The sequence below is a fragment of the Aliiglaciecola lipolytica E3 genome (genome assembly GCF_000314975.1).
GTDB lineage: Bacteria > Pseudomonadota > Gammaproteobacteria > Enterobacterales > Alteromonadaceae > Aliiglaciecola > Aliiglaciecola lipolytica.
Genome location: NZ_BAEN01000022.1, coordinates 18,894 through 36,193, shown reverse-complemented (window position 1 = coordinate 36,193; position 17,300 = coordinate 18,894). Strand labels below are relative to the sequence as shown.

Sequence of the window (17,300 nt, the reverse complement as noted above, 5' to 3'; positions counted from 1 at the left end):
TTAGCTTAGTAGCATCTTAACTATCCACTTTGATTGGTCGTCTAATCGCGCCAACGACAAGTTATATCTTGGTATTCATCAATTCGTCTGTCTCTAAAGTAAGGCCAGATTCGTTTTACTTTTTCAGTACGGGCCAGATCCAGTTCTACCGACAAAGTTTGTTCGTCTTCACAACTAGCTTGAGCAAGAATTTCGCCTTGAGGACCGGTGATGAAGCTTTGCCCCCAAAATTGGATACCGGGATCGCCAGCCACTGGTGACGCTTCAAAGCCTGTCCGATTGGCCACAATAACCGGAACTGAATTCGCTACTGAATGTGAGCGTTGTATGGTTTGCCAAGCATTAAACTGACGACTTCTTTCCTCTGCAGTATCGGTTTTATCCCAACCAATAGCGGTAGGGTAGAATAACATATCTGCCCCGCGCATTGCCATTAATCGAGCGGCCTCTGGATACCATTGATCCCAACATACTAAAACGCCTAGTTTACCTACACTGGTATCTATAGGTTCAAAGCCGAGGTCACCTGGCGTGAAATAAAATTTTTCGTAAAAACCAGGATCGTCAGGAATGTGCATCTTTCGATACATGCCTACCATTCCAGTCTGTCTGTCAAATACCACGGCTGTATTATGGTATAGCCCAGAGCCGCGCTTTTCGAATAGGGAAGTGACAAGTACAATATTGTGTTTAGCAGCCAAATCCGCAAAAAAGTCAGTCGCTGGCCCAGGAATTGTTTCCGCTAAATCAAAATAATCAGTATTTTCTTCCTGGCAGAAATACAGCGTACTGTGAAGCTCTTGCAATAACACAAGTTCACAACCTTCTGATGCTAATTGTGCAACTTGTTTAGCGCTCTTGTTCCAGTTTTGTAGTTTGTCATTAGATTCAACAGATTGTTGAACTAAACCTACTTTTAACGTTTCTTTTTTCATTTATTCCTCACCTGCAAACGTGTTCAAGCCATCAATGAACTGTTTGACAACGTTAGTTTTCAGCGTTCCCACCGGAACTTGCATACTAAGACAATGTACACTGCCAAATTGTTGCACCAAAGGCAAACTGTCAATAGGGATAATTTGGTAGTCTGGGTAAGCTTCGCCAATAATCGTTAACGCAAGTTCATCTTCCGGTTGACGATAAATAGGACAAAGCACTTGTTGATTATTAATTAAATAGTTTGCATAAGAAGCAGGTAAGCGCTCACCAACTTTGTTATGTATGCATGGCAAAGGTAATTCAAATATTTGATGCGCTGGGAATAGTGCTTTTACTTCATCTACTAAGCTATTTAAACCTTCGAAGTGGCTATCATCTGGACGATTAAAACAGCTTTGGATGACCACACCATTATTTGGAGTAAATCGAACTAAGGTATCAATGTGACCATCAGTGTCATCTCCCTCTAAATGTCCATTTTCAAGGATGCTTATTTGGCTTGCACCTAAATGTTGTGCAAATGCAGACTTATATGCAGCTAATGTCATGTCACCATTACGTTCTGGGTTTTGTAGACACAGAGCTGTTGAAAGTAAGTGGCCGTGTTGATCAATTTCAAGTGCACCACCTTCCGCCACTAAATCTACGCTTAGAATAGGTAATTTACATAGTTCAGCCAGCACACTTTGGTTAATCTTGTTGTCATTATTTGCATTGAATTTATTACCCCAACCGTTAAATGTAAACTCGATGGGTTGTAATTTCTGTCCAACCGAACCGGTTAAAAAACAGTAATCTCTACACCAAGTATCGTTGTAGTTGGCACTTACTAACAATATATTGTTGCAGCCCTGAAGATGTTCCTTTGCAACAGCGAGTTGGGTTTCTCTAACCAATAAAATCACACCTGTATTGTTGCTGGTTATCGCTTGAATAAGCTGCCTGTACGTTTGTCTAACGTCGTCTAACCAAGGTTTCCAATCGGTGTTTTCATCTGGCCAAGCTAATATTATGGCTTCTTGCGAATGCCATTCAGGTAACAATCTTAAGTTCGTTTTCATTCAGTCAAATGGGTAATTAAAGGTTTCCGGAATTATAGCGGTTAAGCATAATGTTGCAGCACATTTTTACATTTGTTTTCAACAGCATGTGAATTGACTTCACTACTATTAAGCGTATGCACTTTATAGAAGAGCATGTTAAGTTATTGGCAACGTTAGCGATTGGGAGAGGAATATGGCGCAGTGGCATGAAGGCACAGTTGTAAATCGTATTGATTGGACTGATCACCTTTTCAGTCTTCAGATTGCCTGCTCTGAGTTTCCTGCATTTAAAGCAGGACAGTTTACTAAAATTGGAATAGAACAATCAGACAATAGCGTTCTTTCGCGTCCCTATTCTTTGGTCAATTCGCCTGAGCAAGATTGTCTGGAAATTATCGCCGTGCCGGTTGAAGAAGGAAGTTTATCGCCAAAATTACATGCATTGGAAAAAGGAGACAGTGTGAAGGTTATGTCTCCTGCCACGGGCTTTTTGGTTTTAGACGAAGTTCCGAGCAGCGACGTCTTATTTCTCATTGCGACTGGCACCGGTGTAGGGCCATTTCTATCAATTTTAGATGGACTAGATATTTGGACAAGCTACAAACATGTGGTACTCGTGTATGGTGTAAGGCACCTAAATGATTTGGCTTATTTAGAAAAAATTAATGGCTGGTTAGATACTAAGTCTGAGCAATTTTCCTTCGTGCCCATTGTAAGCCGAGAGAAAGGGGACAATGTTTTAACTGGCAGAATACCGCAACTCATAAAAGATGGTGAAATCCAACGAACATGCGGCTTTGAGTTTGACCCGACGAATTGTCAGGTAATGTTATGTGGTAATCCCGACATGATTAAAGACACATTAGCGTTATTAGAATCATTTGGATTGAAAAAACACCTTCGTCGTTCACCAGGACAAATTAGTTTAGAACGCTATTGGTAAAACTAGCACAAAACAAGCAATGAAAAAGGACCTGTAAATGGTAGTAAACGCAGTGGTTAGGTTGGCAATTGTAATTTGTTTAATAGGCGGAGTTTTGGGTTGCCAATTACATAGCAACGCCTCTAACAACCTTCCTAGTTCACAAACAGCCGTAGCCAAATTGGACTGGCAATCATCGCAGTTTAAGCAAGAAAAAGTGGCCACTATCGAAGATATATTTCAACTTACAGAACAACAGAAACTACATTTTCTTAATTACTATAATGGCGAAAACAACGCCCATGTTGAAGGTCACGAGCGGCTTTATAACTATCTTGATATGATCCTTTATGGGTTTGACTATCGAGGCGATACTTACACGGCGTCGGTCGCTTTGTCATCGCAAAGCGGCAATTGCCTTTCTTTGGCGATTTTAACCACAGCCTTGGCAAATTTAGTTAATTTAGAAATTCGCTATCAACGTGTAAATGCCGCACCTATTTATCAACGATTTCACAATGTCATGACGCTGTCTTCACACGTGAGAACCCATGTATTTGCGCCCGAGAAAGAAGTTGATAAAGATGTCATTGTCGTAACTAGAAAAAAGATGATCATCGATTATTTTCCTGAAAAAGGAAATGTCACTGGAGATTTTATTGATAAATCACAATTTTTATCGATGTTTTATCAAAATTTAGCTGGCGATAGCATTGTGGCTAAAGAACATGATTTAGCTTATTCCTTATTGTCGCAAGCGATGGAGATTGACAGTCAAAATCCTGAAACGCTAAACACCCTCGCCGTGTTGTACAAAAACCTTGGTGATGTGGATGTTGCGGAACGCATTTACCAATATGCGATTGAACACACGGCGGGTTCAGTTAACATTTTGAGTAATTATGTCATGCTTTTGGAGCGTCAAGGCCGTGATGGTGAATTAACTGAATTGAAAAAAAACTTGCCTAACATTGATGACGACAATCCTTATCGTTGGTTTGACTTAGCGAACTACCATTTGGCCAAAAATGACCTGTTCTTTGCGTTGCGATATTTTAAGCGTTCTGTAGAGGCTGCTCCGTATTTGCATGAAGGGTATTTCGGTTTGGCCAAAACTTACTATCAAATGGGGCGAATGGAACTAGCAAAGGAGTCAATGGATAAAGCGATAGCATTGGCATATGTTCCGCAGGAAAAAGGGTTGTATCAAGCTAAATTAAAGGTTTTGGCGAAAGAAGAATTGTAGTCGTAGCTTTAGCCGCGTGTTTTTTTATGTTTAACCGGAATAAATTCCGCTCTACATAGGCTTTAACTAAATTGCTTTTTGAGTAACTGGCCATTACGTTCAATGATATCTACCAACGGTATAAAGCCGGCAGGCGTCGAAAGGTTTGCGAAACCATTGGCCATTTCTACCAAAACATCTCCAAATTTAGAACGTCTACTTGGCTTAGGTGCGAAATCGACCGACATGTTATCCACATTAACCCAAGCAGTGGGCCCACCGGAGGCGGCAAATGCAATATCAAGTTCTGAATGTTTAACTCGAGTGGCTAAATGGTATAAATGAATATTCTCGATAACGGTGGCTAACAACGCTCGTTCATTTTCCACTTCAGCCAGCGTATCCATTAGTTGGTCTTGCGCGTGAAAAATATAAATCATGACTAGCTCCGATATCGATCTCTATCCAACTACAATCACATTTTTTTCGTTATCAACGCCGTTGGCTATAATAAATTCGAAACTAGAAGCGCATTTTTGGCAGCGCATTGTTTGTGTTTTATTCATCACCAATTTATGGCGGGTATCAAGACTATTTGCAGACATACAAATAGGGCATAAACATTCCAATTTTCTAGTAGCTGTTTTTAACATGACATTTCCTTTTGTCTGGTTAGTTTATACTTGAGTAGTTAAATTAAACTAACACGGCGCTTATTTTGAAGATTTTTAAGTTTGATGCAAGTTTTTTTCGCCCAAATTATGTCCACAAAGGGTAAATAAAGGTGACATTCGTTGAGTTAATTTAAGGTTGTATTAATTTGCAGACTTTGAGTGGCGTTACTTTCATACTTTGAAGATTGTGATAGGCTGCTAAAGCCTATTAAATATTAGGGGCTCCCAACATGCCATCTATCGAAACATTAATCGCTTTTTCAATAGCGGCGGCGATAATGAGTATTTCGCCAGGTCCTTCAAATTTATATATTTTAGCTCGGACCATGTCGGACGGCCACAGATCAGGTGTCGCCGCTGCCGGTGGCATGGCAATTGGTTCATTAATTTATGTGTTATTGACAGCATTGGGATTAGCGGCGATATTCCGCTATTCGCCCACTGCTTATACTGTACTGAAGCTATGCGGTGCAGCGTATTTGATTTTTCTGGGCATCCAGACGATTAGAGCTTCAGGGGCTGGCAACACTAGTAAGCCTAAAGTTCGCATAATGGGAATGTCTAAAGTATTCAAACAAAGTATCGTGGTGGAATTGACCAATCCCAAAACTGCATTGTTTTTCTTAGCATTTTTACCGCAGTTTGTTGACCCTCAGTTAGGTCAGGTTGCATTGCAGTTGGTAATTCTAGGACTGCTTTACGCAATTCTGGCGTTTAGCAGTGATTTGTTAGTGGTGTTACTTTCTCATAATTTAGGCAAGTGGCTATCGTCACATCCATTATTTATTCGCTGGCAAGATCGGGTGGCAGGGGCGATACTCATAGGGTTAGGTAGCTATATCGCATGGCAAGAATTTATACAGAAATAATCATTAAGCTGAATTAAAAATAACGGTATTTAACAGCTTTATTAGCCTGCTAAATACGCGTTATCAAATACTAATGATGATTTCTATAGCGGACCTTAATGCAGCTTTAACTTAGGTCCGACAATATTGCTAACTTTTCGACTTAATAAAACCAGTATTGCTTTGAACCAGCCATGAACCGCGAATTGGTGCATATTATAAAGTGATATATAGACAAATTTGGCAAGCCTGCCTTCTATAAACATACTACTACTGGCTAGGCTTCCCATTAAACTGCCAACGGTACTGTACTTGCTCAAATGAACCAGCGAACCGTAATCGACATATTTATAATCTTTCATAGTGCCACCACGAACAATACTTGTAATGTTTGCAGCAACCGTACTCGCCATCTGATGTGCTGACTGAGCTCGTGGTGGAACCCACTTACCATTCTCTTGCATAAAGCCGCAACAATCTCCTAATACAAAGATAGTTTCACAAGTCGTGCTTTGGAGGTGACTGTTGACTAAAATTTGTTGCGCTCTATTAGTTTCAAATACATTTAGCTCTTGAATAAAGTCTGGTGCTTTTACGCCGGCGGCCCATACTAACAGATCGGCCTCAATCGGCTTATCTTCGGAGGTGATAAATGCACCCTTTTGAGCGCTGGAGATCCGTGTTCTTTCGAGCACTTCAATGCCTAATTTTGTTAAAGCCGAACGTGCAGAAACGGCAATTCTCTCAGGTAGCGCAGGTAGAATTCTATCTCCTGCTTCTATGATACTTACCTGTAATCGCGACGCTGACATTTCTGGCATCCCATAGTGTTTTGCCAGATTAGCTACATGGTGTAACTGTGCAGCCAGTTCTGTGCCAGTAGCACCACCACCAACAATCGCAATTTTCAAGTTGTCTGCATCTGATTCTTGCGAATTAATACGGATAAGCTGATTTAAAAGCGCTTTATGGAAACGTTCAGCTTGTGGCAATGAATCTAAGAAAAAGCTGTGCTGCGCCACTCCCGGTGTTCCAAAGTCATTGCTCACACTGCCGACTGCTAGTACTAAATAGTCATAGCTAATGCTTCGCTCATCGAGTAACAATTCGCCAGAATCGTCATAAAGTGCATCTAAATGAATGGTTTTCTTTTCGGCATCAACACTGTTCATGGTTCCCAATTGAAAGGAGTAACCAAAACGAGCCGCATGCATGCGATAATCTACACCATCAGAATTTTTATCAATGACTCCTGCCGCTACTTCATGCAATAGCGGTTTCCATAAATGAGTTCGGTTGCGATCCACTAGGGTTATTTGGGCTAACCCTTTTTTTCCTAGCTTTTTACTTAATTTACTTACCAGCTCAAGCCCACCAGCGCCTCCACCGACTACTACGATTTTTAACATGTTGATTCCTAAATGAAGTTTGAAAAAGGGTGGCAAAGAATAAAAACGGTAAATTCGAAAAAAGAAGAGTGCTGAAAGATAACATAAATGAGCTGGTTTACCGCGTGCGTGCCGTAGTCAAATCATGCCAAAAATTGAGCTATTTGTCCATCTGAAATCCCGCTTATAGACGTCGTTACCTTTCTAGAATTACAGGTCCAGGGCCCTCAGGCGCTAGTTCATCATTTGGATTGTATATTGGACAAGATTTCATGGAAAGACAGCCACAACCAATACAGCCATCCAGAGAATCTCTGAGATTTTGCATCCGTTGAATACGCGTATCGAGCTGTTGTTTCCATTGACGAGAAAGAGCTGCCCAATCCTGTTTGTTGGGTGTCCGCGACTGCGGCAAAGACGCGAAAGCTAATTTGATGTCTTGCAAACTTATTCCCAACTTTTGGGCAGCTTTGATTACTGACACACGGCGTAAAACATCGGCTTTATAGCGCCGTTGATTGCCGCTGTTACGCCAGCTTTTAATCAGTTCTTTTTGTTCATAAAAGTGCAGCGTAGAAACCTTTACCCCACAGCGCTTGGCTACAAATCCAACACTTAGTTCTCTTTCAGGCATACATAATTCCTCAATTTTTTTAAGAATATGCAAAAAAGTGCTTTACCTCAAGTTAACTTGAGGAATTACTCTTGCTCTTGAGTTAAATCAATCTATAAAGGAATAAATCATGAAACACACACAAGCCATTGAGCAACCATACACGAATCCACCCGAAATCGTGTTTCCAAAAAGACAAAAATTGGAACTAAAGGGAAGGTTCTTTCGTTTATTCAATAACACTATGAACTTGAAGTGAGGTGCAAGATGATACGATTAGAGCATATCAATATCGTGGTTAAAGACCTGCAAGACACATTGCGCTTCTACTCCGCTGCTTTTCCACATTGGACTATTCGTCAGCAAGGAAACGCAGATTGGTATGGCATAGAACGTGATTGGCTGCATTTTGGAGATGAATATAATTACCTGACTTTTAATGCTAGTGGAAGTGGCACCAATAGAGACCTTAAAGGCAACCAGTTGGGACTGGCGCATTTCGCTTTTGAGGTAAGTAATTTACAGTCAGTAATAACTCGCTTAAGAAAAGCGGGCTTTACTCCTCACAATCTTGGTGCGAATAATCAGTACCGAATGAATACCTACTTTATTGATCCGAGTGGATTTGAAGTTGAGTTTGTCGAGTACTTGTCTGATCTACCTGAGAGCAGAAATAATGCTGAGGATTAATCTTGATAAACCTCAAGCGGTAACTTGTCAGGATCGGCAAAGAAAGTGAATTCTCGACCAGTATATTCATCTACACGAATAGGTTCGGGCGTGATGTCTTTGGTTTTTAAATATTTACAAAATTCGCTCACTGAATCGACTTTAAACGCCAGATGCCGCAAGCCTTGAGCTTCAGGGCGAGAGGGTCTCTGAGGCGTATTGGGAAACGAAAACAGTTCAATTTGGCTGCCGTCGGGCAAAGCGAGATCGAGTTTGTAGGAACTCCGTTCAACTCGATAATTCTCTGCTAAGACAGTAAACCCTAACACCTCAGTGTAAAAGGCTTTCGAGCGAGCATAGTCACTACAGATTATGGCTACATGATGAAAGCCTTTTAATTTTGTCATTTTATTACTCTTCTAATCGATTGAAATTTTTGTTTTTTCAGTTGAAGCGTTTGTACTCAACGCAAACGTTTGTTCTACGCTTTTTCCTTGCCAGTCACTGATCGTTACTCGAATATCCGTGGGTGAATAACGGATAAATACGTCATTATCAATGATTGCTGAGTACGGAGGCGTATTATCTTTTGCTATGAGTGTATATGCACCCTGTTCATCTTTGATTTCAGTTGTCACTTCAAATAATGGGATTGGATGACTAATCTCTGCAGATAACCGATAGTCAAAACGCACTGTTCTCCCTTGTTTTTCATGGCCCAAGAAATCTAATGCTAATACGTTAGACATTTCCACTGGCGTACTTGCTTTCAATATAGTGTAGCTAAGTGCAGGTATTGTCACTTCCAATTGTCCATTTACTATAGAGAACGAGTCGCTTCCGTCAATTAATTGATAGTTGTCAGCTGTGCTTTCTAAGGAAATGGTTTGGCTTTCTGTTGACGGATTAAAAGCGAGTAAATATTCTAAAGCGTCTTCTTTAGCGACTCTGGAAATAGCAAATGCTGGTTGGTTTTTCTGGAAATACCGATTGAAGGTCAATCCTCGGCGGAGAGTCGGATGGTCCATTCGCAACTGGGCCAGTTTTTGTAACCCTCGGTAGATTGGATGACTCGGATCAAAGTTATCGTCTGCAGGCGTGGCTTCAGTGCCTAGTAACTTAGTTTTATTATACTCTTTTACTTGGGATGCAAACATATCTTCTCTGGCACCTACATCGCCCCCTAAACCGGTAAATCCTTGTTCGTCACCGTAATATATTACTGGTACGCCGCGAGAGAAGTACATAAAAGCGTGAGCGAGGATATCACGCTGCAGTTTTTCTTGTTCACTTGCGTTAGGCAGACTGTCATTCAGAAAAAATCCCGCTCTGCCCATATCGTGGTTGCCCAGAAAATTCATTAATAAATCCGCTTGGCTGTCATGGTCATTATAAAAATCATCGTTTTCAAAAAGCTGTGAAATCTCTTGTGGCGATTTTTTCCTGAAAAACACATTTGCAACCGCGCTTTGAAAGCCAAAATCAAGCACAGCAGGCATTTTGCCAAGCGTAGTGTAACTGCTCAATTCAATAGGGTCGGCACTATAAACCTCACCAAAAACATGAAAGTTGGGGATACCTTGTTGTTTAGCGTGGGCCAAAATTGCCGGACTAAACTGTGACCAAAAAATCATGTCAACGTGTTTGACGGTATCAATGCGAAAGCCATCTGGTTTAAATTCACTGATAATGTTTTTGTAGATATCTATCATTCCCGAGATCACTTGCGGATCTTTGGTATTGAGGTCGTCCAATCCAACAAAGTCGCCATTGATAGCACTTTCACCCTGCCAAATACTGTCACCTTGATTGTTATAAAATTTTGGATCATTTAACCAAGCTGGGACTTTTACGTTTTCATCGCCTTTGGGCACAAATGGCGTGTATTTATCCCCTTCAGCTAACTGCAAACTAGATTTGAATGGACAAGTATTCTCGTCGATAAAGCTACCATCCTGATTGTGGCACTCCTCGTATTTAATAACATCAGCGGTATGGTTGGTTATAATATCAAAAAAGATTTTTATGCCTTTTTTATGGGCAGCCTCAATGAGGTTTTTCAGATCTTGGTTGCTGCCAAAATGCGGGTCAATTTGTGTAAAATCGAGAATCCAATACCCATGATGCCCGTATCCATCTGATTGAATCGCTTTATTGCGCAGAATAGGTGTCATCCAGATGGCACTAACCCCTAAGTTTTTCAAATAATCTAACTTTTGTTCTACCCCTTGTATATCGCCGCCATGAAAGCCTCTGACATCATTAATGACAAAACCACCCTTGGATTGTTTAATGGTCTTTGAGCCTAAATCGTTGTTTGGATTGCCGTTGTAAAATCGATCTGGCATTACGAAATAAAAAATATCATCTCGAATATCCCGATTCAGATAGTCATCGTAAATTGCCGGGTATGACAACTCTATTGGTTCTAACTTCGGACTTTTTGATTGCGAGTGGTTTTGTTCACTACAAGCGACTAGTGTGGATGCAGCGATAGTGATTAAAAAAAATCTATGTAGTAATTTCATTGATTGACTCTCTATCCCTTTAAGGTAATTCAAAACCACGAGCAGCGATGTAAAGTGAATACCAGTGCTCTCTTGATAAGTTAATGTTCTTAGCCTGTACACTCGCTTTAATTCGTGCCGGATTGGTTGTTCCTATAATAGGTTGAATTGCTGCAGGATGGCGCATTAAAAACGCAAGTAAGATTGCTTCAGCAGAGGTTTGGTAATCAGCCGCTAATTTGCTGACTAAGTCGGCAGTTTGTTGGATATGCAGAGGTTGTTCGAATACGCTTTTACCTGATAATACTCCCTGACATAAACTTCCCCATGCTTGAATTTGTACATTATTAAGCTGGCAGTATTCCACTGTCCCACTAGTAAAAGTGACGTCTTTCGCTTGTGCATTATTTGCTAAAACAATGTCGTCTAAGAAGTCTAAACGCATCAGATGTAATTCAATTTGGTTGGCGACCAATGGCATATCCATAGAGCGTTGCAACATCGTCATTTGATGTAGATTTTGGTTGGATACGCCAAAATGCTTTACTTTACCGCTGGCGTTTAAAATTGAAAAAGCTTCGGCAACTTCGTCTGGTTCCATTAATGGATCTGGTCGGTGTAATAGAAATACGTCTAAATATTCGGTTTTAAGTCGATTTAAAATGCCATCTACCGATTTCAATATGTAATCTTTTGAAAAGTCGAAACGTTTTGGTCCTTTGTCATCTTCAAATACGATCCCACATTTTGATTGCAAAATCATCTGCTTGCGTAATTCTGGACGAGCCTTTAACACTTCCCCAAATACCTGTTCGGCTTTCCCCATCGTGTAAATGTCTGCATGATCAAAAAAGTTAATGCCGGCATCTAAAGCTGCATCAATTACTTCATGTGCTTGTCTAACCTGTTCAGAAGAATACGGATCTTTACTCCATGAACCTCCCAGTCCCATGCATCCTAAAGCGATAGGTTGCATACTTGGGAAATACGAACTCAACGGTAATTTTTTCATTTTAAGGTCTTCGTACTAGAATCAATGTCTACATTCTAAATAGTTTACACAAAGTTTACATTGAATACGTATGCGATAAATCAGTTTGCCCTTCGATACAGGGTTTTGCTTGCATTGCTAACACTGCTAACGGTGGAAAGTATGGACGTGTATATTGGCCTAAAATGACTAAATGAAAATCACTTCAAGGATTGTTATGCGTGAATATATATTATGCTTATTATTTGGATTTTTAAGTATCAGTGTGTCTGCAAAATCTATATCACAGAGCAACAAACACAACGCGTCAACTGTCGCGGAATTCGTCAATAAATTGGAGGTACTTCGTCTTCAAAATCGTATTCCGGGCTTGTCTTTTGCGGTAATCAAAGACCAGCAGATAGTGGTTGCTGGTGGTCTCGGAATGGCGGATGTAGAACAGCAAGCACCTGCAACAGCAGATACGTTATTTAATATTGCATCGGTAACAAAGCCTATTTCCGCTGTTGTGATAATGGCGTTGGTGGAACAAGGGAAGCTAAATCTTGACGAACCATTAACTAATTACAGTAAATGGGATGAATTTTGTCATGCGTTTCAACAACAGCCATCTATTTTCGCTAAGAATCTGAAATGTGAACCCGCTAATCACACGCTTAGACATTTGTTAACGCATACTGCGACAGGCTCCCCAGGCAGCTACTTTTCTTATAATCCCATTTTGTATTCATGGGCCTCTCGGCCAGTAATGGCGGCAATGAATACTAGTTTTTCTACATTGGTAGCAAAACATGTTTTCCAACCCGCTAACATGTCGCGTTCGGCTCGAATTCATCGAAGTTTGGCGCTACCTGAAACGTTACGAAAACTTAGCGCTCGGCCATATATGATTGATGACAACAACCTTGTTGTGCCTTCACCGCCTTTGTCAGAGCAAGGGGATGGCGCGGCTGGTGGAGTTATTTCTTCGGTCTTAGATTTGGCAAAATTTGATATCGCACTTGAGCAAAATGAATTAATTTCTTCTTCGTCGAAAAAGCAAATGATGAAAGCCTTCACAAGAGAAGATGGAGCAAGCTTAGAATATGGTTTGGGGTGGTTTATCCAACAACACAACGGCAAGAAGTTAGTTTGGCACTCGGGGTGGTGGGAAAATGCCTTCTCTAGTTTATATTTAAAAATACCAGACGAAAAACTCACCTTTATAATTTTGGCAAATAGCGAAGGCATATGGTGGCACAACCCTCTGGATAAAGCACAAGTGCATAACTCTGCTTTTGCACAAGCATTTTTGAACTCTTTTGCTTTGCCGACAAGCGCAAATTAAGCTTATTGCATAACGGAATACCACTAAATTAGTGGTATTCCAAATCCCTTACTTTGCCCCAAAATACTCGGTAGGAAAAAAGTGTGTAAGCAAATATGCAAGGGATAACAATGAGTGCACCGTACAATATAACCCTTAACGATTCAGGCGCACTGGCGGCTTGCCAAACGTCCAATTGGCCTGGTACCACAAATGGATAAAAGCTAAACGCTAAGCCCACAAAGCTTGATGTGAAGATCGCAGTGCACAATACAAATGGCAACCAACAGCCATTGTCATTTTCTGCTGGAAGTCGTTGTAGAGTGAAATATCCAATAGCGAAAAAAGCGAAACACAATATGGGGACAAATGCGATAAGATACGCCATAGGCGGTTGCGTCCAGCGGTCGAATACAAAGGAGTTAATTAACGGATTAATTATACACACCGCTAAAATACCCACTAAACATATTTTTCCAGCATTTTTAGCCCAATTAATGGCTCTTAATTGCAGCTCTTCTTCGGTTTTCATGATTAACCAGCACGCGCCAATTAATGCGTAAGCCATGGCAACGCCAGCGGCACTCAATAAACTAAACGCGACTGAACTAAAATCAACCTCAAACCCCATCACAAACATACCTAGCATGTAGCCTTGAGAAGCTGCGGCAATGAACGATCCCAATTTGAAAAACTTATCCCATCGGGTTTTCTTTTGAGCATTAACTTTCGCTCTGAAATCAAATGAAACACCACGAATAATTAACCCTATTATCAACATTGCTGTGGGCAAATAGAGTGCTTTTAGGATGATATTGTGAGCACTAGGGAACGCCACAAGTAGCAGTCCTACCGCCAATACTAACCAAGTTTCATTTGCGTCCCAAAACGGACCAATTGAGGCAATCATTTTGTCGCGTTGTTGTTCATTGTCCATTGGTAACAACAAGCCTACACCTAGGTCATATCCATCTAAAATGGCATACACTAAAATTGAGAACGCCATCAACCCTGCAAAAATAATCGGTAACTGATGATCTACAATCATTGACTGTCCTCCGAAGAGCCTGTGGTGCGAGCAGGGGTATATTCCTCTGCATCATATTCTTCTATTTCGACTGATTTTCGTGCCATATAAAATAGTGTTTTAACATAAGCAAACAGTAAAAATGCATACAGGGACAGATACGCAGCTAAGCTAATGCCCACATTTTCTGGCGCTATGTCTGTCACCGCATCTGCGGTAGTTAACACGCCACTAACCAAATAGGGCTGTCTGCCAATTTCAGTCACATACCAACCTGCTAGTGTTGCCACCCATCCGGAGAACGTCATCGCTATGAAAAATTTTAACATCCACTTGGAAAGTGATTTTTTTCGCCACAAATAGAAACTCGCTAACCAACTGCTCAGTAGCATTAGCATTCCTAGGCCAACCATTACTCTAAACCCATAAAATACGGGTTTAACCGGTGGGTGTTCGCCTTTAAATTCGTTGAGCCCTCTAATTTGGCCTTGAGGATCATGGGTAAGAATAACGCTTGCCATGTTAGGTATGGCTATTTCTAAGTGATTTGTGCGTTGTTGTTCATCTGGAACCGCGAATAGGAGCAGTGGTGCGCCTTGTGTGGTATCCCAAACCCCCTCCATTGCCGCCACTTTTTGCGGTTGATGTTCAAAGGTATTAAGGCCATGTAAGTCGCCCATCACCACTTGCAATGGAGTAAGTATGGCGGCTAAAAAGATGGAGGTACGAAGCGCTAACGTTGGCGCTTTCTTATTATCTCCACGGTAAATCCGATATGCCGAAATACCCGCGATCAAAAAGCACACGGTTAAACCAGAGGCAAGTAGCATATGCCCTAAACGATAAGGAAAAGAGGGGTTAAAAACAATTGCCATCCAATCGACCGCGTAGGCAACACCGTCACGCATTTCAAATCCAGCCGGCGTATGCATCCAGGAGTTTAACGCCAAAATCCAAAACGCTGATAAGGACGTGCCAACAGCCACAATAAATGTTGATAAGGTGTGCAACCATGGGGGGACACGATTAATCCCGAATAACATGACACCTAAAAATGTCGCTTCTAAGAAAAACGCAGTCATGATTTCGTATGCCAATAACGGGCCGGCAATATTGCCCACTGTCGCCATAAATCCAGGCCAATTCGTTCCAAACTGAAATGACATGGTAATACCGCTAACTACACCCATAGCAAAGGTAAGCGCGAATACTTTTACCCAAAATCGATAAATTCGCATCCATACCGGATGTTTTGAAATTTGGAAACGTACTTTGAAGTAAAATAATAACCAGCACAGAGCGATAGTTATGGCTGGAAATAAAATATGAAAACTAATGTTTGCTGCAAATTGAATGCGTGAAAGTAGCATTACGTCTGCCATTAAAAACCCCTAGCGGCGCTGATGTTAGCCGTCTTTTGTCAAACCAAAATTAAAAACTGAACCCTGATTACGGCGATTATCTGCTGAAAATATTGCGCTAATTGTGACTTAAAAATTTATCTTTCATGTCTAATACTTTACCTACTCCTGAACCCAATTTCATCAAAGTCGCCATGTTTTCTGGGCTCAATCTCTGTAATTCTTCACTCCATTTTGTGAAGTTTTCTAGAAGATCATGAATTTCTTTTAATTGCTGCTGTGCGTACACTTCTTGCGCGTTTGCAGGAGATGCGAGTAATGTATCCCTTAATACCGTCATGGTCGGTTCAATTTCTCGCTTTCGACGTTCCTCAAAGACTTTATTTGCCATGTCCCAAATGCTGCCTAAAGATTTAAAATAGTCTTTTCGATCTCCGGGTATATGTTGTACTTGAACTAATCGCCAGGCTTGCAACTCTTTTAATCCCATGCTGACATTTCCACGAGATATATTTAATGCGTCCGCAATATCGTTAGCACTTAATGGCTCTTCATTAACAACTAATAACGCGTACATTTGGCCAACAGTACGGTTAAACCCCCATCGGCTACCCATTTCGCCGAAATGCATTACGAATGTTTCTATCATGGGGGTCATCTTCATATAATTCTCTTTTCTGAAGTTTCAGTAATTTCTGAAAATTATAAACATTTATTGGTGGAGATCAAACTATTTTGATTTTTTTGTTCACCGAGCGGCCAGACATTGCATTGGTTTGATTAGATTAAGAAAAGCTTGCTGAGCTTAGGTTGTTTATTTTATTTACTTATTATGTTCAACTTTTAGCGAAGAAAATAACAGGAAGCAATCCAATGAATAGGTTGAAAATGTGGGCTTTATTGTGTTGCATCGTCGTGACGAAGTCGCACAGTATGGAAAGTAAACTAATGTTGGATAATGGTGAATATCAAGTCCCTGCGATTTTTTCAACACCTGAAATTGAACAAGCATATCCAGCAATTATTCTTTTGCACGGAACCGCTTCGCATAAAAACGAAGTGGGGGATTTGTACGTAAGATTAGCGCAGATGTTGTTAGCCAAAAATATTGCATCGATTCGAATCGATTTTGCCGGAACAGGTGATAGTCAGGTGGATTATTCGAAATATACTTTAGAAAGTGCAGTTCGTGACGCTGGCGTCGCTTTAGACTACTTGAAAAAGCAACCACAAATAGCGCAGAACCGTATCGCCGTATTAGGATTTAGCCAAGGTGGTTTAATAGCTCAGATGTTGGCAACCAAGGAATCAGATATTGCAGCTTTAGTGACTTGGTCTTCGGTAGCTGGCAACGGTAAAGGACCATTTAAAACCGTTTTTGACGATTATTACTTAGCAGCAAAAAGAGATGGCGTGGCTGAACTAACTTTTGAGTGGCGTACACCGTTAAAGTTAAGTTTAGATTGGTTTAAACAAGTTGAGCTACAGGCGTCACTAAGCGACTTAAATGAATTTACCAAGCCTATACTGGCAGTTGCTGGCGAAGCAGACAGACTGGTAAACCCGTTATCGTCATTAAAGTTAATTCAAGCGAGCGGCTCAGACGACGCTCAAGTGGTTATTTTAAAAGGGGCTAATCACATATTTAACGTATTGTCTCCAGACGCGAAACAAGATGAAACGTTACTGAAAACGACGGTGCAATGGTTGCAAGAAAAGTTACATTAATTCTTAATATGAACTAACTTCAATACGGATTCACATCTAAACAATTAAGGTGACATAGA

The 17,300-nt window shown here is 40.8% G+C and carries 18 protein-coding genes; 6 read left to right on the top strand and 12 right to left on the bottom strand.

Annotated elements, in window-relative coordinates:
• Positions 1 to 41: 41 nt before the first annotated feature.
• On the bottom strand, positions 42 to 935 hold the full coding sequence (locus tag GLIP_RS04710) for a carbon-nitrogen hydrolase (protein WP_008843440.1): 894 nt from the start codon (positions 933 to 935) through the stop codon (positions 42 to 44).
• On the bottom strand, positions 936 to 2,000 hold the full coding sequence (locus GLIP_RS04705) for an agmatine deiminase family protein (RefSeq protein WP_040521883.1): 1,065 nt from the start codon (positions 1,998 to 2,000) through the stop codon (positions 936 to 938).
• Positions 2,001 to 2,175: 175 nt separating this feature from the next.
• Between GLIP_RS04705 and GLIP_RS04700 the strand changes: the two genes are divergently transcribed.
• Together GLIP_RS04700 and GLIP_RS04695 are read left to right on the top strand one after the other, a co-directional pair.
• Positions 2,176 to 2,925, top strand: coding sequence for a ferredoxin--NADP reductase (locus tag GLIP_RS04700; protein ID WP_008843438.1), 750 nt, complete (start codon positions 2,176 to 2,178; stop codon positions 2,923 to 2,925).
• A 37-nt stretch (positions 2,926 to 2,962) separates the two neighbouring features.
• Positions 2,963 to 4,150 (top strand): tetratricopeptide repeat protein, encoded by a 1,188-nt coding sequence (locus tag GLIP_RS04695; RefSeq protein WP_008843437.1) that lies wholly within the window; start codon positions 2,963 to 2,965, stop codon positions 4,148 to 4,150.
• Between the two features lie 62 nt (positions 4,151 to 4,212).
• On the opposite strand, the gene GLIP_RS04690 is transcribed toward GLIP_RS04695, so the two are convergent.
• Together GLIP_RS04690 and GLIP_RS04685 are read right to left on the bottom strand one after the other, a co-directional pair.
• Positions 4,213 to 4,569, bottom strand: a complete 357-nt coding sequence (locus tag GLIP_RS04690; RefSeq protein ID WP_008843436.1) for a hypothetical protein — start codon at positions 4,567 to 4,569, stop codon at positions 4,213 to 4,215.
• Positions 4,570 to 4,590: 21 nt separating this feature from the next.
• Positions 4,591 to 4,782: a hypothetical protein gene (locus GLIP_RS04685; protein WP_008843435.1), complete on the bottom strand. Its 192-nt coding sequence runs from the start codon at positions 4,780 to 4,782 to the stop codon at positions 4,591 to 4,593.
• 251 nt (positions 4,783 to 5,033) lie between these two features.
• Between GLIP_RS04685 and GLIP_RS04680 the strand changes: the two genes are divergently transcribed.
• On the top strand, positions 5,034 to 5,672 hold the full coding sequence (locus tag GLIP_RS04680) for a LysE family translocator (protein ID WP_040521880.1): 639 nt from the start codon (positions 5,034 to 5,036) through the stop codon (positions 5,670 to 5,672).
• A gap of 95 nt (positions 5,673 to 5,767) precedes the next feature.
• Here GLIP_RS04680 and GLIP_RS04675 read toward each other — a convergent pair whose 3' ends face one another.
• Complete coding sequence (locus GLIP_RS04675; RefSeq protein ID WP_008843432.1) at positions 5,768 to 7,060, bottom strand: NAD(P)/FAD-dependent oxidoreductase; 1,293 nt, start codon at positions 7,058 to 7,060, stop codon at positions 5,768 to 5,770.
• Between the two features lie 175 nt (positions 7,061 to 7,235).
• A complete protein-coding gene (gene soxR, locus GLIP_RS04670; RefSeq protein ID WP_008843431.1) occupies positions 7,236 to 7,673 on the bottom strand; it encodes a redox-sensitive transcriptional activator SoxR in 438 nt (145 codons plus the stop codon).
• A gap of 246 nt (positions 7,674 to 7,919) precedes the next feature.
• Between soxR and GLIP_RS04665 the strand changes: the two genes are divergently transcribed.
• Positions 7,920 to 8,342 carry a VOC family protein gene (locus GLIP_RS04665; RefSeq protein WP_008843430.1) on the top strand — a complete coding sequence of 141 codons (423 nt, stop codon included), beginning with the start codon at positions 7,920 to 7,922 and terminating at the stop codon, positions 8,340 to 8,342.
• Here the strand turns inward: GLIP_RS04665 and gloA2 are convergent.
• The 3 genes from gloA2 to GLIP_RS04650 are packed head-to-tail and all read right to left on the bottom strand — an operon-like array spanning position 8,339 to position 11,840.
• On the bottom strand, positions 8,339 to 8,728 hold the full coding sequence (gene gloA2, locus GLIP_RS04660) for an SMU1112c/YaeR family gloxylase I-like metalloprotein (protein WP_008843429.1): 390 nt from the start codon (positions 8,726 to 8,728) through the stop codon (positions 8,339 to 8,341). The genes GLIP_RS04665 and gloA2 overlap by 4 nt on opposite strands.
• Positions 8,729 to 8,740: 12 nt before the next feature.
• Positions 8,741 to 10,849: an alpha-amylase family glycosyl hydrolase gene (locus GLIP_RS04655; protein WP_008843428.1), complete on the bottom strand. Its 2,109-nt coding sequence runs from the start codon at positions 10,847 to 10,849 to the stop codon at positions 8,741 to 8,743.
• Positions 10,850 to 10,868: 19 nt separating this feature from the next.
• Entirely contained in the window at positions 10,869 to 11,840 is a 972-nt protein-coding gene (locus GLIP_RS04650; protein WP_040521877.1) for an aldo/keto reductase, read from the bottom strand.
• A 196-nt stretch (positions 11,841 to 12,036) separates the two neighbouring features.
• On the opposite strand from GLIP_RS04650, the gene GLIP_RS04645 reads away from it, so the two are divergent.
• Positions 12,037 to 13,146 carry a serine hydrolase domain-containing protein gene (locus GLIP_RS04645; protein ID WP_008843426.1) on the top strand — a complete coding sequence of 370 codons (1,110 nt, stop codon included), beginning with the start codon at positions 12,037 to 12,039 and terminating at the stop codon, positions 13,144 to 13,146.
• Positions 13,147 to 13,174: 28 nt separating this feature from the next.
• Here the strand turns inward: GLIP_RS04645 and cydB are convergent, their stop codons facing one another.
• From cydB to GLIP_RS04630, 3 genes are all read right to left on the bottom strand, one after another.
• Entirely contained in the window at positions 13,175 to 14,173 is a 999-nt protein-coding gene (gene cydB, locus GLIP_RS04640) for a cytochrome d ubiquinol oxidase subunit II (RefSeq protein ID WP_008843425.1), read from the bottom strand.
• A complete protein-coding gene (locus tag GLIP_RS04635; protein WP_008843424.1) occupies positions 14,170 to 15,534 on the bottom strand; it encodes a cytochrome ubiquinol oxidase subunit I in 1,365 nt (454 codons plus the stop codon). The genes cydB and GLIP_RS04635 overlap by 4 nt, the downstream gene beginning before the upstream one ends.
• 97 nt (positions 15,535 to 15,631) lie before the next feature.
• Entirely contained in the window at positions 15,632 to 16,177 is a 546-nt protein-coding gene (locus GLIP_RS04630) for a GbsR/MarR family transcriptional regulator (RefSeq protein WP_008843423.1), read from the bottom strand.
• Positions 16,178 to 16,386: 209 nt separating this feature from the next.
• Here GLIP_RS04630 and GLIP_RS21300 point away from each other — a divergent pair, with 209 nt between their 5' ends.
• Complete coding sequence (locus GLIP_RS21300; RefSeq protein ID WP_083880062.1) at positions 16,387 to 17,241, top strand: alpha/beta hydrolase family protein; 855 nt, start codon at positions 16,387 to 16,389, stop codon at positions 17,239 to 17,241.
• Positions 17,242 to 17,300: the final 59 nt, after the last annotated feature.

What these genes read in the sequence shown, in the direction of transcription:
- cydB (WP_008843425.1), bottom strand. Translation starts at nt 14,173, where the DNA reads ATGATTGTAGATCATCAGTTACCGATTATTTTTGCAGGGTTGATGGCG.
- GLIP_RS04665 (WP_008843430.1), top strand. Translation starts at nt 7,920, where the DNA reads ATGATACGATTAGAGCATATCAATATCGTGGTTAAAGACCTGCAAGAC.
- GLIP_RS04680 (WP_040521880.1), top strand. Translation starts at nt 5,034, where the DNA reads ATGCCATCTATCGAAACATTAATCGCTTTTTCAATAGCGGCGGCGATA.
- GLIP_RS04685 (WP_008843435.1), bottom strand. Translation starts at nt 4,782, where the DNA reads ATGTTAAAAACAGCTACTAGAAAATTGGAATGTTTATGCCCTATTTGT.
- GLIP_RS04645 (WP_008843426.1), top strand. Translation starts at nt 12,037, where the DNA reads ATGCGTGAATATATATTATGCTTATTATTTGGATTTTTAAGTATCAGT.
- GLIP_RS04690 (WP_008843436.1), bottom strand. Translation starts at nt 4,569, where the DNA reads ATGATTTATATTTTTCACGCGCAAGACCAACTAATGGATACGCTGGCT.
- GLIP_RS04675 (WP_008843432.1), bottom strand. Translation starts at nt 7,060, where the DNA reads ATGTTAAAAATCGTAGTAGTCGGTGGAGGCGCTGGTGGGCTTGAGCTG.
- gloA2 (WP_008843429.1), bottom strand. Translation starts at nt 8,728, where the DNA reads ATGACAAAATTAAAAGGCTTTCATCATGTAGCCATAATCTGTAGTGAC.
- GLIP_RS04630 (WP_008843423.1), bottom strand. Translation starts at nt 16,177, where the DNA reads ATGAAGATGACCCCCATGATAGAAACATTCGTAATGCATTTCGGCGAA.
- GLIP_RS04655 (WP_008843428.1), bottom strand. Translation starts at nt 10,849, where the DNA reads ATGAAATTACTACATAGATTTTTTTTAATCACTATCGCTGCATCCACA.
- GLIP_RS04650 (WP_040521877.1), bottom strand. Translation starts at nt 11,840, where the DNA reads ATGAAAAAATTACCGTTGAGTTCGTATTTCCCAAGTATGCAACCTATC.
- GLIP_RS04700 (WP_008843438.1), top strand. Translation starts at nt 2,176, where the DNA reads ATGGCGCAGTGGCATGAAGGCACAGTTGTAAATCGTATTGATTGGACT.
- GLIP_RS04695 (WP_008843437.1), top strand. Translation starts at nt 2,963, where the DNA reads ATGGTAGTAAACGCAGTGGTTAGGTTGGCAATTGTAATTTGTTTAATA.
- GLIP_RS04710 (WP_008843440.1), bottom strand. Translation starts at nt 935, where the DNA reads ATGAAAAAAGAAACGTTAAAAGTAGGTTTAGTTCAACAATCTGTTGAA.
- GLIP_RS21300 (WP_083880062.1), top strand. Translation starts at nt 16,387, where the DNA reads ATGAATAGGTTGAAAATGTGGGCTTTATTGTGTTGCATCGTCGTGACG.
- GLIP_RS04635 (WP_008843424.1), bottom strand. Translation starts at nt 15,534, where the DNA reads ATGGCAGACGTAATGCTACTTTCACGCATTCAATTTGCAGCAAACATT.
- GLIP_RS04705 (WP_040521883.1), bottom strand. Translation starts at nt 2,000, where the DNA reads ATGAAAACGAACTTAAGATTGTTACCTGAATGGCATTCGCAAGAAGCC.
- soxR (WP_008843431.1), bottom strand. Translation starts at nt 7,673, where the DNA reads ATGCCTGAAAGAGAACTAAGTGTTGGATTTGTAGCCAAGCGCTGTGGG.